This is a genomic window from Streptomyces sp. NBC_01334, assembly GCF_035983595.1.
GTDB lineage: Bacteria > Actinomycetota > Actinomycetes > Streptomycetales > Streptomycetaceae > Streptomyces > Streptomyces coriariae.
Genome location: NZ_CP130718.1, coordinates 5,072,098 through 5,096,952 on the forward strand (window position 1 = coordinate 5,072,098; position 24,855 = coordinate 5,096,952).

Consider the following 24,855-nt stretch of genomic DNA (forward strand, 5'->3'; position numbering starts at 1 on the left):
GCGTCCAGGACCCGTTTCCCGCCTGCGTTCCCGCCTGCATCCGGGCCGCGTACGCGGCCGCCTGGGAGCGGCGCTGCATACCGAGTTTGGAAAGCAGACTCGCCACGTAGTTCTTGATGGTCTTCTCGGCGAGGTGCAGCTCGGTGCCGATCTGGCGGTTGGTGAGGCCCTCGCCGATCAGGTCGAGGATCCTGCGCTCCTGGGCGGTGAGGTGCGCGAGCCGGTCGTCGGCCTCGGGAGCGCCCTCACGCCGCCGCTGGAGCACGCGCGCGGTGGCGACGGGGTCCAGGAGCGACTTCCCGGCGGCGACGTCCCGTACGGCCGTCAGCAGCTCCTCGCCGCGGATGGCCTTCAGGGCATAGCCGGAGACGCCGGCCATGATCGCGTCGAAGTGCGCCTCGTCGTCGGCGTACGAGGTCAGCATCAGGCACTTGACGGAGTCGTCCCGGGAGCGGATCTCGCGGCACACCTCCACGCCGCTGCCGTCCGGGAGCCGTACGTCGAGCACCGCGACGTCGGGCCGGATGGCCGGAATGCGCACCAGCGCGTCGGCCGCCGTGCCGGCCTCGCCGACCACCCGATATCGCTCTCCACGGAGAGCATCTCGCGGACCCCGCGCCGGACGACCTCATGGTCGTCGAGTAGAAAAAAGGTGATTTTTCCTTCTTCGCGCACACGATCAGTCTCACATACGGAGTCTTCCCGTGGACTGGGTGCCCGGGATAACGTGCCGTTGCTCCGGCCTCCTGCAAGGCTGTGACCTGGCTCTCTCCCGACTTTGCCGATTTACTTGGAAATCCAAGCAAAAACGCAGGTCAAGAGGGGTTTCACAGAAATGTGAAGCACTGGGTAACGTGATGACCGCAGGGCGCTCGCCGGGGCACCTGTCACGCCTGTTTCCGACCGAGTGACACCCACCCCGTGCACGGGTGCCGGAACAGGTGAGCCGCACTGGTCACCCGGCAACCCCGGGGGCCGGACCGACGGAGGAGCACACGTGACCGTGGAGAGCACTGCCGCGCGCAAGCCGCGACGCAGCGCCGGAAGCAAGGCCGGCACCACCGGCACCGAGCGCACCACCCGCACCACCGCCAGGAAGTCCGCCGAGCCCGAGCTCGTGCAACTGCTGACGCCGGAGGGCAAGCGGGTCAAGAACGCGAAGAACGCCGAGTACGCCAAGTACGTCGCCGGTGTCACCCCCGAAGAGCTCCGCGGCCTCTACCGCGACATGGTGCTCACCCGCCGCTTCGACGCGGAGGCCACCGCCCTCCAGCGCCAGGGCGAGCTGGGTCTGTGGGCCTCGCTGCTCGGCCAGGAGGCCGCCCAGATCGGCTCCGGCCGGGCCCTGCGCGACGACGACTACGTCTTCCCGACCTACCGCGAGCACGGCGTCGCCTGGTGCCGCGGGGTCGACCCGACCAACCTGCTCGGCATGTTCCGGGGGGTGAACAACGGAGGCTGGGACCCCAACGGCAACAACTTCCACCTCTACACGATCGTCATCGGCTCCCAGACGCTGCACGCCACGGGCTACGCCATGGGCGTCGCCAAGGACGGCGCGGACAGCGCGGTGATCGCCTACTTCGGCGACGGCGCGAGCAGCCAGGGCGATGTGGCGGAGTCCTTCACCTTCTCCGCCGTCTACAACGCGCCGGTCGTGTTCTTCTGCCAGAACAACCAGTGGGCGATCTCCGAGCCCACCGAGAAGCAGACCCGGGTGCCGCTCTACCAGCGCGCGCAGGGCTACGGCTTCCCCGGTGTCCGGGTCGACGGCAACGACGTCCTGGCCTGTCTCGCGGTCACCAGGTGGGCGCTGGACCGGGCCCGCGACGGCGAGGGCCCCACCCTCGTCGAGGCGTACACGTACCGCATGGGCGCCCACACCACCTCCGACGACCCGACGAAGTACCGGGCCGACGAGGAGCGCGAGGCCTGGGAGGCGAAGGACCCGATCCTGCGCCTGCGCCGCCACCTGGAGGCGTCAAACCACACGGACGAGGGATTCTTCGCGGAACTCGAGGCGGAGAGCGAGGCGTTGGGCAGGCGAGTGCGCGAAGCGGTCCGCGCCATGCCGGACCCGGACCGCTTCGCGATCTTCGAGAACGTGTACGCGGACGGACACGCGCTCGTCGACGAGGAGCGGGCCCAGTTCGCGGCCTACCAGGCATCGTTCGCGACGGAATCCGAGAGCGGCTTCGCCGCGGGTTCGGGGGGAAACTGAGATGGCGGAAACCGTGACGTCCAAGAACCTGGCCCTGGCCAAGGCGATCAACGAGTCGCTGCGCCGCGCCCTGGAGGCGGACCCCAAGGTCCTGATCATGGGTGAGGACGTCGGCAAGCTCGGCGGCGTCTTCCGGGTGACGGACGGCCTGCAGAAGGACTTCGGCGAGAGCCGCGTCATCGACACCCCGCTCGCCGAGTCCGGCATCGTCGGCACCGCGATCGGGCTGGCCCTGCGCGGCTACCGCCCGGTGGTGGAGATCCAGTTCGACGGCTTCGTGTTCCCGGCCTACGACCAGATCGTCACGCAGCTCGCCAAGATGCACGCGCGCTCGCTCGGCAAGGTCAAGCTGCCGGTCGTCGTCCGCATCCCCTACGGCGGTGGCATCGGCGCGGTCGAGCACCACTCGGAGTCGCCGGAAGCCCTCTTCGCGCACGTGTCGGGCCTGAAGATCGTCTCCCCGTCCAACGCGTCCGACGCGTACTGGATGATGCAGCAGGCCATCCAGAGCGACGACCCGGTGATCTTCTTCGAGCCGAAGCGGCGCTACTGGGACAAGGGCGAGGTCAACCCCGAGGCGATCCCCGGCCCGCTGCACAAGGCCCAGGTCGTCCGCGAGGGCACGGACCTGACCCTCGTCGCCTACGGTCCGATGGTGAAGCTCTGCCAGGAGGTCGCCGCCGCGGCCGCCGAGGAGGGCAAGAACCTGGAGGTCCTGGACCTGCGCTCGGTGTCCCCCATGGACTTCGACGCGATCCAGGCGTCGGTCGAGAAGACCCGCCGTCTGGTCGTCGTCCACGAGGCGCCGGTGTTCTTCGGTTCGGGCGCGGAGATCGCCGCCCGGATCACCGAGCGCTGCTTCTACCACCTGGAGGCTCCGGTGCTCAGGGTCGGCGGCTATCACGCCCCGTACCCGCCGGCGCGCCTGGAGGAGGAGTACCTGCCGGGCCTGGACCGGGTGCTCGACGCCGTCGACCGTGCCCTGGCGTACTGAGGAGAGGGTCGTGACGACGATGACGGAAGCGTCCGTACGCGAGTTCAAGATGCCCGACGTGGGTGAGGGGCTCACCGAGGCCGAGATCCTCAAGTGGTACGTCCAGCCCGGCGACACGGTGACGGACGGCCAGGTGGTGTGCGAGGTCGAGACGGCCAAGGCCGCCGTCGAGCTGCCCATCCCCTACGACGGGGTGGTCCGCGCGCTGCACTTCCCCGAGGGCACCACGGTCGACGTGGGCATGTCGATCATTGCCGTGGACGTGTCGGGAGGAGCGGGCGACGCCCCGGTGGCCGCCCCGGTCGCCGACGTACCGGCGCAGGCGGCCGTGCAGACGCCCGCGCAGGCCCCGGCCGCCCCGGAGAAGCAGCCGGAGGCGGCGCAGGCCGAAGCACCGCGGGCCGAGGCGGCGAAGCCGGTGGGCTCCGGCCGCCAGCCGGTCCTCGTCGGGTACGGCGTGGCCGCGTCCTCCACCAAGCGCCGTCCGCGCAAGGGCCCGGAGATCGCGGTCTCCCGGGTCCCGGACACGATCCAGGCCGAGCTCAACGGCCACGGCGGCGCGCCCGTCGTGCGCGAGCGGCCGCTGGCCAAGCCGCCGGTGCGCAAGCTGGCCAAGGACCTCGGCGTCGATCTCGCCACGGTGGTCCCGTCCGGCCCGGACGGCATCATCACCCGCGAGGACGTCCACGCGGCGGTGACCCCGGCCGCCCCGGCGACCCAGGCCGCTCCGGTGGCCGAGCCGGAGCAGCAGGTGACACAGGCTCCGGTCACGACCATCGCGGCCGTGCCCGTGCCGTCGTACGACACGGCCCGTGAGACCCGCGTCCCGGTCAAGGGCGTCCGCAAGGCGACGGCCGCGGCGATGGTCGGTTCGGCCTTCACCGCGCCGCACGTCACGGAGTTCGTGACGATCGACGTGACGCGCACGCTGAAGCTGGTCGAGGAGCTCAAGCAGGACAAGGACATGCAGGGCCTGCGGGTCAACCCGCTCCTGCTGATCGCCAGGGCCCTGCTGGTCGCCGTCAAGCGCAACCCGGAGATCAACGCGTCCTGGGACGAGGCGGCGCAGGAGATCGTGGTCAAGCACTACGTCAACCTGGGCATCGCGGCCGCGACCCCCAGGGGCCTGCTGGTCCCGAACATCAAGGACGCCCACGCCAAGACGCTGCCGCAGCTGGCGGAGTCCCTGGGCGAGCTGGTCTCGACGGCGAGGGAGGGCCGGACGTCCCCGGCCGCCATGCAGGGCGGCACGGTGACCATCACCAACGTCGGCGTCTTCGGCGTCGACACCGGCACCCCGATCCTCAACCCCGGCGAGTCCGCGATCCTCGCGATCGGTGCGATCAAGCTCCAGCCGTGGGTCCACAAGGGCAAGGTGAAGCCACGTCAGGTGACCACGCTGGCGCTGAGCTTCGACCACCGGCTGGTGGACGGGGAACTGGGCTCCAAGGTGCTGGCGGACGTGGCGGCGATCCTGGAACAGCCCAAGAAGCTGATCACCTGGGGTTAGCGGCGGCCCGCCCGGCCGGGCCGCGCACCCCGAGGGGGCGCGGCCCACGACCCGCTCGGCCTCAGCCCGCCGGGGCCGAGGCCGGGTCCGGACGCAGCCAGTGTCCGTCCGTGGTCCAGCCGAGGAGCAGCCGCCCGGTGCCCTCGTCGGCCCGGCCGCCCTCGGCGACCTGGTGCAGGCCGGTCAGGGCGGGGACCAGCCGCCCCGCCACATGGCCGGGGTGCCGGGTCAGCTCCTCCGACAGCCCGGCCAGCGTGCGGGCACGCTCGCCTGGGGTGCACAGGGACAGATGGAACAACATCTGCCGCCAGGCGTAGGCCACGTCCTTGATCGTGCTCAGCGGACGCGGGTTGCCGTGCACGCGGCCGGTCAGCCGGCACACGGTGACGAAGCAGCGGCGGGCCAGGTCCGCCCAGCCCGCGGCCGGCTCGATGCCGACCCGGTGGACCAGGGTGGCCAGGTTGTGCGTGGTGAGAATCTGCGCCTGCTCGATCACCTTGCCGTTCGCGGCCACCGATCCGCCTCCGTGCCGCGACCGGGACGAGCCGGCCTCGGCCCGCGCGACGCACAGCTTCGCGAACCCGGGCGAGGTCCTGGCCCCGTACGACCTCGTCAGCGCCTCGCCGGCCTCGACGATCGCCAGATTGCGCACGGCCCGGTAGTCGATGGCGTAGTAGCGCTCGTAGAGCGAGCCGCCGCCCAGCAGCTCCGCCGCGATCCGGGCGGCGGCGAGGAACTTCGGGGTGAAGGTGCCCATGAAGATGTCCGCGGCCAGCTCCTCGACCAGGGGAGCGCCCAGGTCGGCCTGGCGGGCCAGCACGGACAGTTCACGGACCAGGGAGTTGGGCAGGATCGTGCCGGGGAAGGCCTGCACGGCCAGCTCGCCGAGCTGCCGCAGCGCGACGGCCGACACCGCGCCCGCCTCGCCGTCCGTGCGCTGCCCGGCCACGGCCCGTACCCACGGCAGTTCCTCCGCCCGTACCTGCCGCTGGAGGTTGAGCAGCAGCAGCGAACGGCGGCCCGCGAACGCCCGGTGGTGGGCGGCCGCCAGCGTGCGCAGGGCCGGGTCGGGGTAGGCCTGCGCGGTGGTGGCGGCGACGAGCTGCGGTACGAGCTCGGCCAGCACCTCGGCCGAGGGCACGACCCCGCGTTCCACGAGGGTGCTCAGGGGCGCGCTCAGCGCGGCCTCGACGGGCCGCCGTACGCCCGCCGGAACCATCGCGCCCGCGGGCAGCCCCGTCTCCCGCGCTTCCTCCTCGCCGACCGCGGCGACGAGCGGCGCGACCTCGGCCACGCCCGCCTGCTGGTCCAGCCCGGACAGCCGGCGCAGCACCAGCTGGGCCAGCGCGTGATGCGAGGGCAGCGCCGCCTGCGCGGCCTGCTCCCGGCGCAGCGCGGTGAGCTCCGCGGAGCCGGGCAGCCCGCGCCGCCGCACCATGGAAGTGACGGCGTGCCGCAGCAGGCCGAGCCGGCGCGCGTCCAGTTCCCGTCCGGCGACGGTCTCCTCCAGCGCCCCGCGCAGGATCCCCAGGTTCTCCTTCGGCTTGAGATGCTTGGTGCAGTGGGTGTGATGATCGGCCAGGTCGCGGTAGCGGCGCAGCAGTTCGGCGCCGTGCCCGTGCCAGGCGGCGTCGGGGGCTCGCGTCAGCACCCGGGCCGGCTGCCCGGCGTCGGCGGTCTCCAGCCAGTGGGCGAGCAGTTCGTCGCCGAACGGCTGCCACACGGCCAGCGCCTCCCGCTGCGTCTCCACCGCCTCGCTGGTCCGCCGCCGCGCCAGGCTCTCACCGGCCTCGGCGACGGTCCGGCGGTGCACCGTGCCGGCGTCGGGCGCCGGTCGGGTGGACGGGCGGGGCGTGAACCGCAGCCGTCCCGCGAACGGGGCGAGTTCCTCGACGAGTCCGAGCGCCGCGTCCGTCTCCCCGGCCCGCGCCAGCCAGGCCACGGTGAGCAGGGCGGCCTCCTCGGGGACGGTCACCTCGTACCGTCCGCCGTCGAGGAGTTCGTAGAGCTGCGCCAGCCCGTCCTCGGACAGCCAGTACGCGAACAGCGCCTGCCGGTCCCGCGGCACGCCGACTCGGTCCGCGGCCTCGGTCTCGTACTCCGTCAGGGGTCCGCCGGCGCTCGGCGCGCCGGTGGCGAAGCCGCCCCGGAGCACCTCGGGCGTCACCCACGCGGGCAGATCCCGGACCGGTGTGCGGGAGCCGATGGTGAGCAGCCCGTTCGCCATGCCCGCCAGCACGGACCGCCACGCGCGCTGTCGTTCTCCGGCGCGTCGGCGGGTGTCCGGGTCTTCGTGGGTGAGCGCGGTGCTGAGCGCCCTGGCCAGTTGGCCGGAGGCGTAGCCGGGGTTGGCCTCTGCGAGGTGCTGCTGGTCAGCGTCGTCGTTCATAAGCCGACGTGGCGGGTGCCGCCCCCGCGCCCTCCGGGTCTCGAGCCCGGTGCTCTGCTGCTGAGCTACACGTCGATGAGCCGACGTGGCAGGTTCCGCCCCTGCGCCCTCCGGGTGAAGAGCCCGGTGCTCTGGCTGCTGAGCTACACGTCGATGAGGCCCGACGGTAGACGTCGAACGGGCGTGCGTTCAACCGTGTTTCGGCGGCGAGGAGCCCTGAGCAGCCCGCCCGCCGTCCACGCCCACCCGCCGTCTGCGCCGTCCACGCCGTCCACGCCGTCCGTGCCCTCCGGGCCGTCCAGCCGTCCAAGCCGTCCGGGGCCCCTACGCCGGCACGTGCACCGTCTCCACGCGGCTCGCCACCAGTCGCTCCCGCTCGCGCCGAGCCGCCCGGCTGCGCAGCCGCAGGATCTGGCTGACGCCGACGGCCTGGAGGACGAAGACGCAGGAGAAGGCGATCGTGTAGTCGTCGCCGGTCGCGTCCAGCAGCACACCGACCGCGAAGAGCGTCGTCATCGACGCCACGAAGCCACCCATGTTGGTGATGCCGGAGGCCGTTCCCTGGCGCTCGGGCGGGTTTGCCGGGCGGGCGAAGTCGAAGCCGAGCATGGAGGCGGGGCCGCACGCGCCCAGGACCGCGCAGAGCGTCACGAGCAGCCACATCGGCGCCCGGTCGCCGGGGTAGGCGAGCGTGGCCGCCCACATCAGGGCGGTCGCGCCGACCGTGCTCAGGGCCAGCGGCAGCCGAGCTCCGTGGTGGCGGGCGACGACCTGGCCGTAGACCAGGCCCACGACCATGTTGCTCAGCACCACCAGGGTCAGGAGTTCGCCGGCCGTCGCCCGCGACAGGCCCTGCGCCTCCACCAGGAACGGCAGGCCCCACAGGAGCAGGAACACCATCGCCGGGAACTGCGTGGTGAAGTGCACCCACAGGCCGAGGCGGGTGCCCGGCTCGCGCCAGGACGCGGCGATCTGGCGGCGGACGTACGCCGCGCCCTGGTGCGGGAACGGCTCGGGCTCGTGACCCTCGGGATGGTCCTTCAGGAACAGCAGCAGGAGGACCAGGACGACCACTCCCGCGAGTGAGCTGCCCGCGAAGGCGGCCGTCCAGCCGATGCCGTGCAGGAGGCGGGCCAGGACGAGGGTCGAGACGAGGTTGCCCGCCATCCCCGCGAGTCCCGCCAGCTGCGCGACCATCGGTCCGCGACGCGCCGGGAACCACCTGGTCCCCAGCCGCAGGACGCTGATGAACGTCATCGCGTCCCCGCAGCCGAGCAGCGCGCGTGAGGCGAGGGCCGTGCCGTAGGACGGGGAGAAGGCGAAGCCGAGCTGGCCGGCCGTGAACAGCACGACGCCGATGGTCAGCACCTTCTTCGTGCCGAGCCGGTCGACCAGCAGACCCACCGGTATCTGCATGCCCGCGTAGACCAGGAGCTGGAGGATCGAGAAGGTGGACAGGGCCGAGGCGTTGACCTGGAAGCGCTCGGCGGCGTCCAGGCCGGCCACTCCGAGGGAGGTGCGGAAGATGACCGCGACGAAGTAGACCGAGACGCCGATCCCCCAGACGGCCATCGCGCGCCGTCCGCCCGGCGGATCACCCGGAAGGGTGGAGTTCAGGCCGCGGGGGCCGGGGCTCATCGGACCTCCCCGCGGGCCAGGTGCGAGAACCAGCCGACGTGCCGGTGCACGATCTCGACGGCGGCCTCGGCGTCACCGGAGCGCAGCGCCTGGAGGATCTCCTCGTGCTCGCCCAGCGTCTTCGCTATCCGGTCGGGGTGGGAGTGCATCACGGCGACGCCCATCCGCAGCTGGCGGTCGCGGAGCTGGTCGTACAGCCTGGACAGGATGTCGTTGCCGCCGCTGCGGACGATCTCCGCGTGGAAGCAGCGGTCCGTCACGGCGGCCGCGGCCAGGTCGCCCGCCGCGGCCTGCGCCTTCTGCTTCGCGAGCAGCTCTTCCAGCCGCTGGATCAGCGCGGCCGAGGCGGGGACCGCCTTGCGCGCCGCGTGCTCCTCCACCAGCAGCCGGGTCTCCACCACGTCCGCGATCTCCTGTGCGGAGACCGGCAGGACCAGGGCGCCCTTCTTCGGGTAGAGCTTGATCAGCCCCTCCACCTCCAGGCGCAGCAGCGCCTCCCGCACCGGAGTGCGCGAGACCCCCACGGCCTCGGCGAGCTCGCCCTCGGTCAGGAGGGTGCCGCCCTCGTAGCGGCGGTCCAGGACACCCTGCTTGACGTGGGCGTACACACGGTCGGCGGCAGGCGGTTGCTTCACGGGGACGGGGGCGGGCGGGGCGGAGGACGGCATGCCCACAGGATAGATACAACACGTACGCAACGGGGGACCGGTCCAGAATGCGGACCCGTGACGGGGCGCGGAAAGGGGCGCGGAGAGGGGCGCGGGAAGCGGGGTGGGCGGGGGCCGGGTAAGAGCCGGGTCAAGTAATCGGAAATTCGGCCCAGCAAGCGCACAACTTTCTGTGCTACTTACGTGTCACACACATGCGGCCCCTTCTTCTTTCCCCTTCAACTTGGCCGCATCGCAGGGGCATTCGACGTAATCGGGGTATTTCAGTTGATAACCGCCACCAAGGGCATCCGAGTCCGCAGGGCCGCATCCGTCGCCGTCACCGTCGGCGCAGTGCTCGCGACCGGAGCCCTCACCGCGGCGCCCGCACAAGCCGTCACGACGCCCACGATCGCCGCCAAGACCGGCTACGTGATGAACAATGCGAACGGCGCCGCGCTGTACAACAAGGGCATGGACACCAAGCTGTCCACCGGCTCCACCACGAAGATCATGACGGCCAACGTCGTGCTGTCGCAGTCGAACCTGAATCTCGACACCAAGGTCACCATCCAGAAGGCGTACAGCGACTACATAGTGGCCAAGGGCGCCTCGTCCGCGCGCCTGATCGTCGGCGACAAGGTCACGGTCCGTCAGCTGCTCTACGGGCTGATGCTGCCGTCCGGTTGTGACGCCGCGTACGCCCTGGCCGACAAGTTCGGCACGGGTACGACGCGGGCCGCGCGCGTCAAGAACTTCATCGCCAAGATGAACAGCAAGGCGAAGGCGCTCGGCATGACGAAGACGCACTTCGACTCGTTCGACGGCATCGGCAACGGGTCGAACTACTCGACCGCCAAGGACCTGACGAAGCTCGCCAGCAACTCGCTGAAGAGCGCCAACTTCCGTGCGGTCGTCAAGACGAAGTCGTACACCGCCAAGACGATCACCAAGACCGGTTCCACCCGCACCATGGCGGCCTGGACCAACACCAACACGCTGCTGAGCAGCTACAGCGGCACCATCGGCGTGAAGACGGGCTCCGGCCCGGAGGCGAAGTACTGCCTCGTCTTCGCCGCCACCCGCAACGGCAAGACCGTCGTGGGTACGGTGCTGGCCTCCACCAGCGCGACGGTGCGTGCCGCCGACGCGACGAAGCTGCTGAACTTCGGCTTCGCCAAGCTGGGCTGACCCCCGCTCAACCGGTAGCACCTGCAGAACGGGCCCGTCGTGATCGTCACGACGGGCCCGTTCTGTCGAGGGGTGCGCTCATACCGGTGGCCGCGGTGGCCGAGGGGAGCGCCGCCGGCTACCTGGTGACCGCGAAGTTCCGCAGGATCGCCGCCGTCAGCTCCGGATCGCCCTCAGCCTTCACCCGGTCGGCGACGGCCTCCGCCGTCACCCGGCCGCAGGCCAGCCGCACGTACGTCTCCCAGTCGAGGGTGAACGCGGCGGCCGGGCCGAGCGCCGGGGCCGTCTCCAGGGTGCCGCGGCCCTGGATGTCGACGCGGATGGTGCGCAGGAACTCGATCGGCCCGTGCACGTCGAAGACGACCGCGGAGCTGCGCGGGGCGTCGGCCTTCTCGGCGACGACCGCCGGGAGTTCGGCGAGCAGCGCGTCGCGGGCGATGTGCGCGCCGGGCGAGTCGAGGTTGCCGGGCCGGCCGAGGGCGGCGCGCAGGTCCTGCTCGTGCGCCCACACGTTGAACGCGTGCTTGCGCATGGACTCCTCGAGCGTGAGCTCGGTGCCGAGCGGGCCGCGCACCATCGTGGTGGGCTGGCGCGACTCGTTGCGCAGCTGGCGGTTGCGGCGGATGACCGTGTACTCCAGCTCGGACGTCATCTCCGGCGCCGTGTGGTGGCGGCGGACGTCGACCTGCATCTCCATGTAGCGCTGGATGTCGTTGGTGACGTGGTACAGGTCGCGCGGCAGGGTGTGGATGGGCCGCGGGTCGCCGTACATCTCGCAGTCCAGCCCGATGACATGCGACACGATGTCGCGCACCGACCAGCCGGGGCACGGTGTCCGGCGGTTCCAGTCCGCCTCCACCAGCGGCAGCACCAGCTCGGATATCGCTTCGATGGAGTGGGTCCAGGCGTCGGCGTAGGGCTGGAGGGTGGGATGCAGACTCACGGAAACGGGACCCCTCGGCGGTCGGTACTCGGGTGGTTGCGGCGGCGTTGCCAGCGGGAGGTGGCGGTGTGGGCAGGTATCGGCGGGTGTCGCCGGGTGTCGGCGGGTGTCTCGGAACGCTAAGTTACGCTGCTGTGAGGCACCCCGGCAGTGCTTTCGTGTGACGATCGTAGGCCCGTGTGGACGACTCGAATGCCAGGACGGTGGTAGTGTGCGCGCCTCTCTGATCCAGATCGCTGTAGAAGAGGGCGAATCGGTCGAATCGCGACGGGTGCGGGTTGCCGCACTCGTACGGGAACAGGCCGGTGCCGCCGACCTCGTGGTGCTGCCGGAGCTGTGGACGACCGGGGCGTTCGCCTACGAGGAGTTCGGCAGCGAGGCCGAGCCCCTGGAAGGACCGACGTACGAGGCGATGGCCAAGGCCGCGAGCGACGCGGGCGTGTGGCTGCACGCGGGCTCCATCCCGGAGCGCGCTCCGTCCGACGGCGGCTCCGCCGCGGGCGAGGGCCCCCTCTACAACACGTCTCTCGTCTTCTCCCCCTCCGGTGACTTGGCCGCCTCCTACCGCAAGATCCACCGCTTCGGCTTCGACAAGGGCGAGGCCGTGCTGATGGGCGCGGGCGAGGAACTGGTGACGGTCCGCCTCCCCGAAACGACCCTCGGTGTCGCCACCTGCTACGACCTCCGTTTCCCCGAACTCTTCCGCGGTCTCGTCGACGCCGGCGCCGAGACCCTCGTGATCCCCGCGGGCTGGCCGGAGCGCCGCCGGGCGCACTGGACGCTGCTGGCCCGGGCGCGGGCGGTCGAGAACCAGGCGTTCGTGCTCGCATGTGGAACGGCCGGGACGCATGCCGGGGTTCCGCAGGCGGGTCACTCGATCGTGGTGGATCCGTGGGGCGAGGTGCTGGCGGAGGCGGGTTCCGGCGAGGAGGTCCTGAGGGTCGAGTTCGACCCGTCCAGGGTCGCCACGACCCGGGAGCAGTTCCCGGCCCTGAAGGACCGGGTGCTCGGCCTGCGCACTCCCGAACGTGGCCCCCAGCCGCTCCCGGCCTCCCGCTCCTGAGCGCTCCTGATCTCCCGCTCCTGGGCGCTCCCGTTCTCCCCGGTCCTCAGTCCTCGCGTTCCTTGTCGGCGAGGTGGATCACGCACACCGCCACCGCGATGAGCAGCGCCGGATCCGCGTCCTCCCGTACGACATCGACGCCGTAGGTCTCCCGCACGTGCAGCCACCGCCGGGAGACGACGGCCAGCAGTTCACCGTCGTACTCGACCGCGAACTCCCGGTCGAGGATCTTGCCGCTGACGTCGAGTTCGGTGCGGCCGTCCGCCAGGGCCACCCGGTAGTGGTTGCGCAGCAGCGACAGCCGCTTGCGCCGGATCGTGGCCAGCGGTTCGCCGTCCCGTTCGATCACCATCGTGTCCCGCAGGGCGAACATCTTCTGGTGGATGTCGATCAGGACCCGCCCACGGGTGTCCTTCAGCTCGAAGGTCTCCCGCAGCCGCATCGCCTTGCCGTCGACGAGGTACACCTTGTTGCCTCGGTCGTCCTCGATCCAGTAGTCGTCACCGAAGCCGAGCAGCCGGTCGCGTACGAGGAATCTCATGCGGTTACGGCTTCCCCTACGGCCGGTCCGAAACGCCGTCGGTAGGCCGATGGGCTGAGTCCGGTCTCGCGCCGCACGCGTGCGCGCAGGTTCGCTGCGGTCCCCAGCCCGCTCCTGGCCGCCACCACGTCCAGCCGCTGCTCACCCCGCTCGATCAGCCGGCAGGCGAGCGCCACCCGCTCCGCCGTCAGCCAGGCGAGCGGGGTGGTGCCGAGCTGCGCCCGGAACCGCCGGTGCAGGGTCGCCGGGCTCACCGCCGCCCGTGCCGCGAGCTCCGCCACCGTCAGCGGCTCCCCCAGCCGTTCCTGCGCCCACGCGAGCAGCGGCGCCAGCGACTCGTCGGGCACGTCCGGCACCGGGCGCTCCACGAACTGCCGCTGGCCGCCGTCCCGGTGCGCGGCGAACACCAGTCGGCGGGAGACGGCGTTGGCGATCTCCGCGCCGTGGTCGCGCCGTACGACGTACAGCCCGAGGTCGAGAGCGGCGGCGCTGCCCGCGGCGGTGAGGATGCCGCCCTCGTCGACGAAGAGGACGTCGGACTCCAGCCGCACCTTCGGATGCAGCGCGCGGAACGTCTCGGCCCACATCCAGTGCGTGGTGGCCCGGCGTCCGTCGAGCAGCCCGGCCTCGGCGAGCGCGAAGGTGCCGGTGCAGAAACTCATGACCCGCGCCCCGCGCGCGTGGGTGCGCCGGATGGCGTCGAGGACGGCGGGGCCGCGCGGGACGACGTTGTCGGGCCGGCCCGGCACCACCAGGGTGTCCGCCGAGTCCACCGCCTCCAGGCCGCGCCCGCCGGTCATGGTGAAGAACCCGTGGTTCATCCGCACCTCGCGCGCGGGGGTGCACAGCACGACCTCGTACAGCGGCCGGGCCAGCCCGAGTTCGGGCCGGGGCAGTCCGAACAGCTCGGTGGCGACACCGACCTCGAAGGGATTGGTGCCCTCGTCCACGATCACGGCGACCCGGTGCGGCGCACTCACGGCGCGTTGAGAGGAATCTTGCGGCATGTGCGATTCCTAGCACTCGCACGGCCGCGCGGCCCACCCCACTATGAGGGACATGACCGACGAACCCGTCTCCCTCCCCGCCGCCCTCGCCTCCTTCACCGAGCGGTGGAGCCCGCGCATCGTCACCACCGTGAACGACTACGACGTGCGCGTCACCCATGTCGAGGGCGAGCACCTCTGGCACGTCCACGACGACACGGACGAGTTCTTCCTGGTCCTGGAGGGGGAGCTCCGTATCTCCCTGCGCGAGCCGGAGGGAGAGCGCACCGTGACCCTGCCCAAGGGCTCCGTCTTCACCGTTGCGCGCGGCACCGAACACAAGCCGTACGCGCCCGTGCCCACCGAGATCCTCCTCCTGGAACCCACCGGCACCTCGACGGTCGGCGATCGCCACGAGGAGGTCCCGGACCACGTCGACGCCACCACGGGGCACGCGCTGACGTGACGGTCGGCCGGCGAGGACATCGTGGCCGCCGGGTCGGCCAGCCACCGGCCCGCCACCGCCCGACGCGGTTGCCGGCCTCCGCCGGTCCGCCCGAGCTGCTGCTCGAGGGCGAGGGGGGTGTGCGCGGCCGAGAGCATGGGGGCACGGACCTGTCCTGCCGCCCGCCGGTGCCCGACCCGCAGGGCCGGTCCAAGGCCGGGGGGAGTACCCCGCCCGCGATGTCCACCGGCGGGGACCGGGGGTGTTCCGGTCCGCCTCACCGAGGGCGGGGCGGACCGGTCGCCGTCGGTCCTGGCCGGACCGGACGCCTGACCCGGGTCACGGTCAGACGCCGTAGCCGCCGTTGTAGCCGTCGCGCTGGTGCCGCTCTGTCTCGACCACCGTGGTCGAGGTCGGAGGCACCATCACCCGGCGGCGCCGGGCGATGCTGCTGAACGTCGTCACGCCGATCAGCCCGACGATCATCAGGATGACGCCGACCAGGTCGAGATTGACGCCCTGCATGTCCCAGTCCGTCGCGAACGTGAGGATGGCTCCCACGGCGATGAGGATGATGCATCCGCCGAGGCCCATGATGTTGCCTCCTGTCCGGTGTACCGGCCACTCCGGTTCACCACCGGATCCGGGTACCCCGGGGCCCGACTCCCATGCGCCGAGGCCGATTTGCTACCCCTCCAGGAACGCCACCAGCGCGTTGGCCAGCAGGTACGGATCGGCGTCGCCGCACAACTCCCGCGCGCTGTGCATCGACAGGATGGCCACGCCGATGTCGACGGTGCGAATGCCGTGCCGGGCCGCGGTGATCGGGCCGATGGTCGTGCCGCAGGGCATGGAGTTGTTGGAGACGAAGTTCTGGAACGGCACGCCCGCCTTCTCGCAGGCGGCGGCGAAGATCGCCCGGCCCGAACCGTCGGTCGCGTAGCGGTTGTTGACGTTGACCTTGAGGATCGGGCCGCCGTTGACCCGCGGGTGGTGCGTGGGGTCGTGCCGCTCCGCGTAGTTGGGGTGGACGGCGTGACCGGTGTCGGAGGACAGACAGACGGTGCCCGCGAAGGCTCTCGCCCGGTCCTCGTACGACCCTCCGCGCGCGAACACCGAACGCTCCAGCACGCTGCCCAGCAGCGGCCCGTCCGCGCCGGTGTCCGACTGCGAGCCGTTCTCCTCGTGGTCGAAGGCGGCCAGCACCGGAATGTACGGCAGGCCCTCGCCGCCGGTCGCCACGGCCGTCAGCGCCGCCGTACCGGCGTGCACGGAGAGCAGGTTGTCCATGCGGGGGCCGGCCAACAGCTCCTCGTCGCGGCCCAGGTAGGCGGGCGGCTCCACGGAGTGCGCCATCAGGTCCCAGCCGGTGACCTGACCCGCGGCCAGCCCGGCCTCCTGCTCCAGGAAGGCGATCAGGTCGCCGTCGCGCACGTTGCCCGCCAGGCCCCAGACGGGCTGGAGGTGGCGCTGCTTGTCGAGCTTGAGGCCGTCGGTGTTGACCGCCCGGTCCAGGTGGATGGCGAGTTGGGGGACCCGCAGGAGCGGGCGGCCCACGTCGACCAGGCGCGTCGAGCCGTCCCGCAGGGTCAGCCGGCCCGCCAGGCCCAGATCGCGGTCGAGCCAGGAGTTGAGCAGCGGGCCGCCGTAGATCTCCACGGCCACCTGGCGCCAGCCGTGCGCCCCGGTGTCGGGCAGCGGCTTGACGCGCAGGTTCGGGGAGTCGGTGTGCGCACCGATGATCCGGAACGGCGTGTGCGGCGCGGCGCCCTCGGGCACGTACCAGGCCACGATCGCGCCGCCGCGCAGCACATACCTGCCCCCGCTCCCCGCCGCGGAGGCCTCCGAGGCCTCCGCGTCCCAGGCGTCCGTCTCCGAGACCTGCCGGAACCCGGCCTTCTCCAGGCGCTCGGCCGCGTTCGCCACGGCGTGGTACGGCGACGGGCTCGCCGTCAGGAACGTCATGAGGTCGTCGGTGTGGCCGCGGTCGAAGCGGGAGGGTGCGCTCATGGGGTTCACCTTAACGACGTACGAGAGCCCGCTCCCGGTGATGGAGAGCGGGCCCTCGTGAGGACAATGTGGAGTGTCGCGCGGTTGTGCGGATGCGTCCTGGAACGCGGCCTCTGAGTGCTAGAAGGCGGCCTCGTCCAGCTCCATCAGGTCGAGCTCGACACCCGCGGCGATCTTGCGGGCCAGGGTGACGCCCGGCAGGACGTCGGCCGCGAAGAACTTCGCCGCCGCGATCTTGCCGGTGTAGAACGCCACGTCCTTCGCGGAGAGGGCCTTGGTCGCGGCCGACTCCAGCTTCTCGGCGGCGATCGCGGCACCCCTGAGGAGCAGGTAGCCGACGATGACGTCGCCGGAGGCGAGCAGCAGGCGGGTGGTGTTCAGGCCCACCTTGTAGATGTTCTTGACGTCCTGCTCGGTGGCCGCGAGGTCGGTCAGCATCAGGCCGACGATGGCCTCCAGCTCGACGGCGGCCTTGGCCAGGTGCTCGCGGGCGCCGGCCAGCTCCTCGCCGCCGGTGCCCAGCGCCAGGAACTTCTTGATGTCCTCGGCGAGGGAGTTCAGCGCGGCGCCCTGGTTACGGACGATCTTCCGGAAGAAGAAGTCCTGGCCCTGGATCGCCGTGGTGCCCTCGTACAGGGTGTCGATCTTGGCGTCGCGGATGTACTGCTCGATCGGGTACTCCTGGAGGAACCCGGAGCCGCCGAAGGTCTGGAGCGACTGGGCGAGCTGCTCGTAGCCCTTCTCGGAGCCGTAGCCCTTGACGATCGGCAGGAGCAGGTCGTTGAGCGCGTGCTCCGTCTTCGCGTCCTCGCCGTTCGCCTCCTTCACGGCGATCGCGTCCTGGACGGAGGCCGTGTGGAGGACGAGGGCGCGCATGCCCTCCGCGTACGCCTTCTGCGTGATCAGCGAGCGGCGCACGTCGGGGTGGTGGGTGATGGTGACCTTCGGCGCGGCCTTGTCCATGAAGTTCGCCAGGTCGGGACCCTGGACGCGCTCCTTGGCGTACTCCAGGGCGTTGAGGTAGCCGGTGGAGAGCGTGGAGATCGCCTTCGTGCCGACCATCATGCGGGCGAACTCGATGATGCGGAACATCTGGCGGATGCCGTCGTGCTTGTCACCGATCAGCCAGCCCTTGGCCGGGTGCCGGTCGCCGAACGTCATCTCGCAGGTGTTGGAGGCCTTCAGGCCCATCTTGTGCTCGACGTTGGTGGCGTAGACGCCGTTGCGCTCGCCCAGCTCGCCGGTCTCGAAGTCGAAGAGCGTCTTCGGGACCATGAAGAGGGACAGGCCCTTGGTGCCGGGACCGGCGCCCTCGGGACGGGCCAGCACGTAGTGGAGGATGTTCTCCGACATGTCGTGCTCACCGGACGTGATGAAGCGCTTCACGCCCTCGATGTGCCAGGAGCCGTCCTCCTGCTGGACCGCCTTGGTGCGGCCGGCGCCCACGTCCGAGCCGGCGTCCGGCTCGGTGAGGACCATCGTGGAGCCCCACTGCCGGTCGACGGCGATCTGCGCGATCTTCTTCTGGACGTCGTTGCCCTCGTCGAAGAGGATGCCGGCGAAGGCCGGGCCGGAGGAGTACATCCACACGGCCGGGTTGGCACCGAGGATCAGCTCCGCGTACGCCCAGATCAGGGACGGCGGGGCGGTGGTGCCGCCGATCTCCTCGGGCAGGCCGAGCCGCCAGTACTCGGAGTCCATGAAGGCCTGGTAGCTCTTCTTGAAGGACGCGGGGACCGGCGCGGTGTTGGTCTCGGGGTCGAAGACGGGCGGGTTGCGGTCGGCGTCCGTGAAGGACTCCGCCAGCTCGTTCTCCGAGAGGCGGGTCAGCTCCTCGAGGATGCTCTTCGCGGTCTCGGTGTCCATCTCCCCGAACGGGCCGGTGCCGTACAGCTTGTCGCGCCCGAGCACCTCGAAGAGGTTGAACTCGATGTCGCGGAGATTCGACTTGTAGTGCCCCATGGCGACGGCTCCGTAAAGAGAGATCGGCGAGGGACTTGGATCCTCGCGCTAGTTCACGTACCAACAAGTAGCTACCGATGATGCTACCCGTCGGTAATAAGTCGCAACCCCGAACCGGCCATCTGTGACGCGTAACGCGTCCCGGCGCCTCGGAAGGGGCCCCCGTACCGCCCCGCCCGCCGGGCGCGCTCGGTACGCTTGCGCCCATGTACGGATACGGCCAGCCCATGGACGGCGGTGCTGCACAGCAGCAGTACGCCCCGCCGCAGCAGCCGATGCCCGGCGGCCACGGCGGGTACGGTCAGCAGCCGCCGCTCTATCCGGAGCCGTCCCCGCCGTCCCTCGCGGACGCGGTGCGGGCCTTCACCACCGGGCAGCTGGCCGCGGAGGACTTCCAGCAGGTCTTCGCGACCTCCAAGGTCTACTGCCCGCGCGGTGACAATCCCGGCTTCCTCGCCCTGCACAACACCCAGCAGCCGGTGATCCCGATGTTCACCTCGCTCAAGGAGCTGCGCCGGTACGCGGGCAAGGAGTCCAAGTACTTCGTGATCACCGGCTCCGAGATGATCGACCTGCTGCCCACCGGGTACGGCTTCGTCCTCGACATGGAGGGTGAGCACCGGATGGTGTTCGACGCGAAGGCGGTCGAGCAGATGGTCGAGTTCGCGATGCGGCGGATGTACGGCTGAGGGTTCCTCTCCTCCCCTCTCTCCCGCTCGTCGCTCGCGGTCGCCGCCCCCTCCTTCCCCTTTCTTCTCCCTCCTCTTTCTGCTTCCTGGCTGTCCCTCGGGTGTCCGGCCGATGCCTCATGCCCTTCACAGCCATGCCATAGGGTTCCCCCGCGCCACTGCCCCTGCGCGGTCGCCGCTCCACGGGAATGTCCTCCGGGCTTCCATCGTTACGGGTAGCAGAAAGTTCAATGCTCAACTAAACTGGGACGTACGTCGCCCAAGGAGGTACGGACATGCCCGCAGTGACCGTCGAGAACCCGCTGACCCTGCCGCGCGTCACCGCATCGGCCGACGCGGTCGCACGTCCCGTGCTCACCGTCACGACCGCGCCCAGCGGTTTCGAGGGTGAGGGCTTCCCGGTGCGCCGTGCGTTCGCCGGGATCAACTACCGCCACCTCGACCCGTTCATCATGATGGACCAGATGGGCGAGGTGGAATACGCGCCGGGCGAGCCGAAGGGCACCCCCTGGCACCCGCACCGTGGCTTCGAGACCGTCACCTACATCATCGACGGGATCTTCGACCACCAGGACAGCCAGGGCGGCGGCGGCACCATCACCAACGGCGACACCCAGTGGATGACGGCCGGCTCGGGGCTCCTCCACATCGAGGCGCCGCCGGAGTCGCTGGTCATGTCCGGTGGTCTCTTCCACGGCCTCCAGCTGTGGGTGAACCTGCCGGCCAAGGACAAGATGATGGCGCCGAGGTACCAGGACATCCGCGGCGGCCATGTACAGCTCCTGGCGAGCCCGGACGGCGGCGCGCTCCTGCGTGTCATCGCGGGCGAGCTGGACGGCCACGCCGGTCCCGGCATCACCCACACCCCCATCACGATGGTCCACGCGACCCTCGCGCCGGGCGCGGAACTCACTCTTCCGTGGCGTGAGGACTTCAACGGTCTCGCGTACGTCCTGGCCGGCCGCGGTTCGGTCGGCGCCGAGCGTCGGCCGATCCACCTGGGTCAGACGGCGGTCTTCGGCGCGGGTTCCTCCCTGACGGTCCGCGCGGACGAGAAGCAGGACTCGCACACGCCCGACCTGGAGGTCGTGCTGTTGGGCGGGCAGCCGATCCGTGAGCCGATGGCCCACTACGGCCCGTTCGTGATGAACACCAAGGACGAGCTCCAGCAGGCCTTCGAGGACTTCCAGAAGGGCCGGCTGGGCACCATTCCGGCGGTGCACGGGATGACGGCGGAGGGCATCTAGCCCTCCGGCTCGCCGGAAGCCGCTACGGTGTGACAAGGCCCGAAGCCGCAACTTTGGTTTGCGACTTCGGGCCCTTGTCAATCCTGTCCGGTTACGGCGTTACGGCGTTACGGCGTTACGGCAGTACGCAGATCGGGCTCCCGTCCGGTGCACGACCCGCATGCCGGACACACCCCTGCTCGAACAGCAGCTCCAAGCAGTCGTGTACGCGCTTGTGCGACAGACCGGTGTGGGCGGTGATCTCTTCCACGCGATACCTGGCCCCGCCGTGCAGCAGCGCCGGGACCAGACAGGCGGCCACCGTGTGCACGTCCTCAGTGATGGCGAGGTTGTTCGCCTCCACTTGGCGAGCAGTTGCTGAGGCGTCAGCTCCGGAGCCGGTGAGGGCCGGGAGCGGTCGTCGGGGCGGTTGAGGGCCGCGGCGATGTCCTGAAGGCTGGTGTTGATCTGCCGCAGCAGATCGTTTTGCTCGTCGGCGACGGCGGCCAGCTTCTCGTCCACCTGCATGTTGCGTTCTTCGAGGCGCACGATGGCGTCGACGACCTGCTCGGGCATGACGTACGCCGTGCCGCCGGCGGGGGCGGGTTGCACGGCGGCGGGTGCCAGGGAGTAGGAGCCGTCGCGCTGGAGAGTGGCGATGACACCGGCGACCCAGGTTTTGAAGGGCTGTGACTCCGGCTTGGTGCAGGAGTTGACCATGAGGATCAACCCTTGAAGGTTGACGAGTTTCATGTCTCGGCGCCACTCCCGACCTGCGGGAATGCTGAGAGTGTGCTTCAGGAGCACACTCCCGAGACTGTCGACGTTGGCTGCGTCGGCAGTGTTGCGCAGAGTGGAACCGACGTGCGCGTAACCCAGGTTCTTGCACAGGTCGACAGCCGGGAACCAGTGCGTCCCGTCCGGCGTGGTGAGCCTGCGCACCCGTGCGCCGGTCGCCGCGTAGACGAAGTCACTGATCTCGATCGCGTCCTGCTGTGCCGCCGACCGGTCCGGCGGCGGTGTGTTGTTCTGCTCGTACATCGAGCATCACCTCCGCCATGAAAAATAGGCATATACCACCGCAACTGGCCGCGCTGGCAAGGATGTTCACCCTTTAGGAGCGGACGTTCGATTCTGAGTCCGGGTCACGTGCCTTCACTCGGGCGGCCCGTCAGGTCAGGACAATCCGGCGCCTCCGTGATCCGCTGGACGCGTGCACCTGCTCCCCGCCCCCGCTCGCCGGTTCGCCGCCTGGTGCGCCGTGATTCTGCTCGCGGCGGGTGTCGGGTACGTGGGGATCCGGCTGTGCGCCGAGTTGCGTACGGCCGTCACGCCCGTGTTGCTCGCGTTGCTCGGGACCGCGCTGCTCAGGCCGCTGTACCGGAGGCTGGTGGAGGTGGGGGTGCCCCGGTCGGTGTCGGCGGGGCTGACGTGTGTCGCCGTCGTCGCCGTGGTCGGCGGGGCGGTGTACATCGTCGTCGCCGCGCTGATCGACAGCGGGGATCAGATCGTCGCCGCGCTCAGGTCGGCGGCGCGGGGTATCGCCGAGCACTTCGGGGCCGCCGGGACCTCGCTCGACGACCTCGCGTCCAATGCGAAGGAGTTGCTCACCAAGTTCGGGGGGACGGCCGCGTCCAACGTCATCAGCGGGGTGAGCGTCGTCGGCGAGAGCATCGCCATGGCCGTGCTCGCGCTGCTGCTCGTCTTCTTCTTCCTGCGTGACTCCCACCGGGCGGTCGGCGCACTGCGTTCCGTCGCTCCACGTGGTACCGGCGACACCCTGGAGGCCATGGCCCGGCGGGCCTTCCGGGCCGTGGAGGGGTTCATGCGGGGCACGACCTTCATCGCGTTCATCGACGCCGTGTGCATCACCGTCGGACTGCTCGTCCTCGATGTGCCGGGGGCGGTCGGGCTGGGTGCCCTGGTCTTCGTCGGGGCGTACATCCCCTATCTCGGTGCCTTTCTCTCCGGGGCCGTCGCCGTGCTGGTGGCGCTCGCCGACCGGGGCTTCGTCATCGCGCTGTGGGCGCTCGGGGTGGTGCTGGCGGTGCAGGTGCTGGAGGGGCATGTGCTTCAGCCGGTGATCCAGAGCCGGACCGTGCAGATGCATCCGGCGGTGGTGATGGTGGCCATCACGGCCGGGGCGTCCGTGGCCGGGATCCTGGGCATGCTGCTCGCCGTTCCCGTGACGGCCGCCGCCTTCGGGGTCCTGCACGAACTACGGACGCGTCACAGTCCGCCCGCCGAGGGCTCGTCGAACTCGTAGAGCTCGAACCAGATGCTCTTGCCCTCGCCCCGCGGCGCCACCCCCCACGTGTTCGCGAGCAGTTCGATGAGAACCAGGCCGCGCCCCGAGGACGCCAGTTCGCCGGGGCGGCGCTTGTGGGGGAGGTCGTCGCCGGCGTCGGTGACCTCGATACGGAGCCGGCGTTCGCCGGGGGCGCCGGTGACCTCGGCGACGAGCAGCGCGTCCGCGTCGGTGTGGACGAGGACGTTCGTCAGCGTCTCGGAGACGAGCAGGACCGCCGAGTCGACCTGGTCCTCGCAGGCCCAGTCGTGCAGCAGCTCGCGCACTTGCTGCCGGGCCACGGCGATCCGTTCGGGCTCGGCCTGCGCGACCGTCAGCATCGAGCGACGCACGGGCTGCCGGACCGGCACGGCTGCGGCCTCCGGGCCGCAGCCGCCCTCGCCTTGGCGGCACAGGAGCAGCACGGCGATGTCGTCCTCGCGGCGGTCCGCGAGAGGGCCCGTGGTGTGGTGGGAGGAAGGTCCGTGCACCGCCTGGACCAGGGCGTCGGCCAGCTCCTCCAGATCGCCCTGGTGTGCCTCGAGGATCTTGCGGACGCGTCGCCAGCCGGTGTCGAGGTCGTGGCCGCCGGTCTCCAGCAGACCGTCGGTGCAGAGCATCAGCGCCTCGCCGGGTTCCAGGGCGAGCCGGGTGGTGGGGTAGTCGGCGTCCGGGTCGATGCCGAGGGGCAGGCCCCCGGCGGTGGCGCGGACCAGCACGGTGCCGTCGGACATGCGGATCGTGGGGTCCAGATGTCCGGCCCGGGCGGTCTCCAGGACCCCGGTCACCGGGTCGACCTCGATGTACAGGCAGGTGGCGAAACGCGGATCGGCCCCGGCTCCGCCGTCCGTGTCGGTGAGGCCGTGGAAGAAGCCGGAGGCGCGGGAGAGGACGGCGTCGGGGCGGTGGCCCTCGGCGGCGTACGCCCGCACCGCTATGCGCAGCTGGCCCATGAGCCCCGCGGCGCGGACGTCGTGGCCCTGGACGTCGCCGATGACCAGGGCGAAGCGGCCCCTCGGCAGCGGGATCATGTCGTACCAGTCGCCGCCGACCTGAAGGCCGCCGCCGGTCGGTATGTAGCGGGCGGCGAGGGTCATGCCCGGTATCTCGGGGCCGAGGGTGGGGAGCATGGAGCGCTGGAGGCCGTCGGTCAGCTCGCGCTGGGTCTCCGCCAGACCGGCGCGGGTGAGGGCCTGGGCGAGCATGCGCGCGACCGTCGTCAGCACGGACCGCTCGTCCGGGGTGAACGCCACCGGGTACGCGAAGCCGGCCATCCAGGCGCCCATCGTGCGGCCTGCCACCGTCAGCGGCAGGAACGCCCACGAGTGACGGTCGAAGTGTGCGGCCAGCGGCCAGGTGAGCGGGTAGCGCTCCTTGTACCGCTCGGGGGAGGACAGGTACACGGCCCGTCCGGTGCGCACGACCTCGGCGGCCGGATAGTCCGTATGGATGGACATCTGGCTGAAGGGGTCGTCGTCGCCGGACTGGTGTCCGTGGTGGCCGATGATCGTCAGCCGTTCGCCCTCCACGCCGAAGACGGCGAGTCCGTCCGGGGAGAAGCCCGGCATGGACAGGGCCGCCGCGACCCTCAGCACCTCCTCGGTGGACCGTGCCTCCGCCAGCGCCCGGCCCGCGTCCAGCAGGAACGCCTCGCGTGAGCGCCGCCAGTCGCCGGTGACGGCGGTCCGTCCCGCGGGGGTGCCCGGCGTCGGGTCGGTCACCTCCTGGAGGGTGCCGATCAGCTCGTACGCCTTCCTCACCGGGTCGAAGGACGGCTTGGAGCGGCTGCGCACGACCCGGACGACCCGTCCCCGGTCGTCCATGATCCGGATGCGTACCTCGGCGAGGGTGCCCTCGGTGACGGCGAGCTGGATCACCCCGGTGATCTCGTTCCAGTCGACGGGGTGGAGGCGGGCCCGGGTCTGGGCTTCGGTGAGGACCGTCTCCTCCGGGGGCAGGCCGAGCAGCCGGGCTGCCTCGGCATCGACCGTGACCAGCCCGGTGGCGGTGTCCCAGTGCCACAGGCCGGTCGCGAGGGAAGCGAGGACCTCCCCCACGGCGGGCAACGGCTCGCCAGTGCGCATTGCCCCACTTTAGGAAGATGGGACGGAGA

General features: G+C 70.8%; 20 protein-coding genes, 2 tRNA genes and 1 pseudogene. 9 read left to right on the plus strand and 14 right to left on the minus strand.

The features are described from left to right. Window positions 1–31 precede the first annotated feature (31 nt). Window positions 32–675, minus strand: a pseudogene (locus OG736_RS22745) (response regulator); the annotation flags it as partial. Between the two features lie 322 nt (window positions 676–997). On the opposite strand from OG736_RS22745, the gene pdhA reads away from it, so the two are divergent. Genes pdhA through OG736_RS22760 form a run of 3 tightly spaced genes read left to right on the plus strand, consistent with a single transcriptional unit; the run spans window position 998 to window position 4,725 of the window. Next, window positions 998–2,221 (plus strand): pyruvate dehydrogenase (acetyl-transferring) E1 component subunit alpha, encoded by a 1,224-nt coding sequence (gene pdhA, locus OG736_RS22750; RefSeq protein WP_020130582.1) that lies wholly within the window; start codon window positions 998–1,000, stop codon window positions 2,219–2,221. 1 nt (window position 2,222) lies between these two features. Then, the gene (locus tag OG736_RS22755; protein ID WP_327184070.1) at window positions 2,223–3,215 is read left to right on the plus strand and encodes an alpha-ketoacid dehydrogenase subunit beta; all 993 of its coding nucleotides are present in this window, start codon (window positions 2,223–2,225) and stop codon (window positions 3,213–3,215) included. A gap of 10 nt (window positions 3,216–3,225) precedes the next feature. After that, window positions 3,226–4,725 carry a dihydrolipoamide acetyltransferase family protein gene (locus OG736_RS22760; protein ID WP_327184071.1) on the plus strand — a complete coding sequence of 500 codons (1,500 nt, stop codon included), beginning with the start codon at window positions 3,226–3,228 and terminating at the stop codon, window positions 4,723–4,725. Between the two features lie 61 nt (window positions 4,726–4,786). Here the strand turns inward: OG736_RS22760 and OG736_RS22765 are convergent, their stop codons facing one another. From OG736_RS22765 to OG736_RS22785, 5 genes are all read right to left on the minus strand, one after another. After that, window positions 4,787–7,114 (minus strand): coiled-coil domain-containing protein, encoded by a 2,328-nt coding sequence (locus tag OG736_RS22765; RefSeq protein WP_327184072.1) that lies wholly within the window; start codon window positions 7,112–7,114, stop codon window positions 4,787–4,789. 3 nt (window positions 7,115–7,117) lie between these two features. Continuing rightward, a tRNA-Ser gene (locus OG736_RS22770) sits at window positions 7,118–7,189 on the minus strand. Window positions 7,190–7,194: 5 nt separating this feature from the next. Next, window positions 7,195–7,267 (minus strand) — tRNA-Lys (locus OG736_RS22775). A gap of 171 nt (window positions 7,268–7,438) precedes the next feature. Then, complete coding sequence (locus tag OG736_RS22780; RefSeq protein WP_442817185.1) at window positions 7,439–8,686, minus strand: MFS transporter; 1,248 nt, start codon at window positions 8,684–8,686, stop codon at window positions 7,439–7,441. A gap of 62 nt (window positions 8,687–8,748) precedes the next feature. Further along, window positions 8,749–9,420 carry a GntR family transcriptional regulator gene (locus OG736_RS22785; RefSeq protein ID WP_327184074.1) on the minus strand — a complete coding sequence of 224 codons (672 nt, stop codon included), beginning with the start codon at window positions 9,418–9,420 and terminating at the stop codon, window positions 8,749–8,751. A gap of 267 nt (window positions 9,421–9,687) precedes the next feature. Between OG736_RS22785 and OG736_RS22790 the strand changes: the two genes are divergently transcribed. Further along, window positions 9,688–10,590: a D-alanyl-D-alanine carboxypeptidase family protein gene (locus tag OG736_RS22790; RefSeq protein ID WP_327184075.1), complete on the plus strand. Its 903-nt coding sequence runs from the start codon at window positions 9,688–9,690 to the stop codon at window positions 10,588–10,590. A 118-nt stretch (window positions 10,591–10,708) separates the two neighbouring features. On the opposite strand, the gene OG736_RS22795 is transcribed toward OG736_RS22790, so the two are convergent. Further along, entirely contained in the window at window positions 10,709–11,533 is an 825-nt protein-coding gene (locus OG736_RS22795; protein ID WP_057606242.1) for a maleylpyruvate isomerase family mycothiol-dependent enzyme, read from the minus strand. A gap of 211 nt (window positions 11,534–11,744) precedes the next feature. On the opposite strand from OG736_RS22795, the gene OG736_RS22800 reads away from it, so the two are divergent. Then, window positions 11,745–12,596, plus strand: coding sequence for a carbon-nitrogen family hydrolase (locus OG736_RS22800; protein WP_327184076.1), 852 nt, complete (start codon window positions 11,745–11,747; stop codon window positions 12,594–12,596). A 46-nt stretch (window positions 12,597–12,642) separates the two neighbouring features. Here OG736_RS22800 and OG736_RS22805 read toward each other — a convergent pair whose 3' ends face one another. Both OG736_RS22805 and OG736_RS22810 read right to left on the minus strand, forming a co-directional pair. Further along, a complete protein-coding gene (locus tag OG736_RS22805; RefSeq protein ID WP_020130573.1) occupies window positions 12,643–13,137 on the minus strand; it encodes an LURP-one-related/scramblase family protein in 495 nt (164 codons plus the stop codon). Then, window positions 13,134–14,144 (minus strand): GlxA family transcriptional regulator, encoded by a 1,011-nt coding sequence (locus OG736_RS22810; RefSeq protein WP_327184077.1) that lies wholly within the window; start codon window positions 14,142–14,144, stop codon window positions 13,134–13,136. Before OG736_RS22810 ends, OG736_RS22805 begins: the two co-directional genes overlap by 4 nt. Window positions 14,145–14,196: 52 nt before the next feature. Between OG736_RS22810 and OG736_RS22815 the strand changes: the two genes are divergently transcribed. Further along, window positions 14,197–14,589, plus strand: coding sequence for a cupin domain-containing protein (locus OG736_RS22815; RefSeq protein WP_327184078.1), 393 nt, complete (start codon window positions 14,197–14,199; stop codon window positions 14,587–14,589). A 324-nt stretch (window positions 14,590–14,913) separates the two neighbouring features. Here OG736_RS22815 and OG736_RS22820 read toward each other — a convergent pair whose 3' ends face one another. The 3 genes from OG736_RS22820 to OG736_RS22830 all read right to left on the minus strand — a co-directional run bounded on the left by OG736_RS22820 (window position 14,914) and on the right by OG736_RS22830 (window position 18,540). Continuing rightward, entirely contained in the window at window positions 14,914–15,162 is a 249-nt protein-coding gene (locus tag OG736_RS22820) for a DUF6458 family protein (protein ID WP_054242050.1), read from the minus strand. 93 nt (window positions 15,163–15,255) lie between these two features. Continuing rightward, window positions 15,256–16,578, minus strand: a complete 1,323-nt coding sequence (locus OG736_RS22825; protein ID WP_327184079.1) for a M18 family aminopeptidase — start codon at window positions 16,576–16,578, stop codon at window positions 15,256–15,258. A gap of 120 nt (window positions 16,579–16,698) precedes the next feature. Further along, entirely contained in the window at window positions 16,699–18,540 is a 1,842-nt protein-coding gene (locus OG736_RS22830; RefSeq protein ID WP_327184080.1) for an acyl-CoA dehydrogenase, read from the minus strand. Between the two features lie 206 nt (window positions 18,541–18,746). On the opposite strand from OG736_RS22830, the gene OG736_RS22835 reads away from it, so the two are divergent. Further along, on the plus strand, window positions 18,747–19,229 hold the full coding sequence (locus OG736_RS22835; protein ID WP_314221687.1) for an SseB family protein: 483 nt from the start codon (window positions 18,747–18,749) through the stop codon (window positions 19,227–19,229). A 275-nt stretch (window positions 19,230–19,504) separates the two neighbouring features. Further along, window positions 19,505–20,476: a pirin family protein gene (locus OG736_RS22840; RefSeq protein WP_327184081.1), complete on the plus strand. Its 972-nt coding sequence runs from the start codon at window positions 19,505–19,507 to the stop codon at window positions 20,474–20,476. A gap of 99 nt (window positions 20,477–20,575) precedes the next feature. On the opposite strand, the gene OG736_RS22845 is transcribed toward OG736_RS22840, so the two are convergent. After that, entirely contained in the window at window positions 20,576–21,496 is a 921-nt protein-coding gene (locus OG736_RS22845) for a BRO-N domain-containing protein (protein ID WP_327184082.1), read from the minus strand. A gap of 172 nt (window positions 21,497–21,668) precedes the next feature. Here OG736_RS22845 and OG736_RS22850 point away from each other — a divergent pair, with 172 nt between their 5' ends. Next, entirely contained in the window at window positions 21,669–22,721 is a 1,053-nt protein-coding gene (locus OG736_RS22850; protein WP_327184083.1) for an AI-2E family transporter, read from the plus strand. On the opposite strand, the gene OG736_RS22855 is transcribed toward OG736_RS22850, so the two are convergent. Continuing rightward, the gene (locus OG736_RS22855) at window positions 22,685–24,826 is read right to left on the minus strand and encodes an ATP-binding SpoIIE family protein phosphatase (protein ID WP_327184084.1); all 2,142 of its coding nucleotides are present in this window, start codon (window positions 24,824–24,826) and stop codon (window positions 22,685–22,687) included. The two genes, OG736_RS22850 and OG736_RS22855, sit on opposite strands and share 37 nt — an antisense overlap. Window positions 24,827–24,855: the final 29 nt, after the last annotated feature.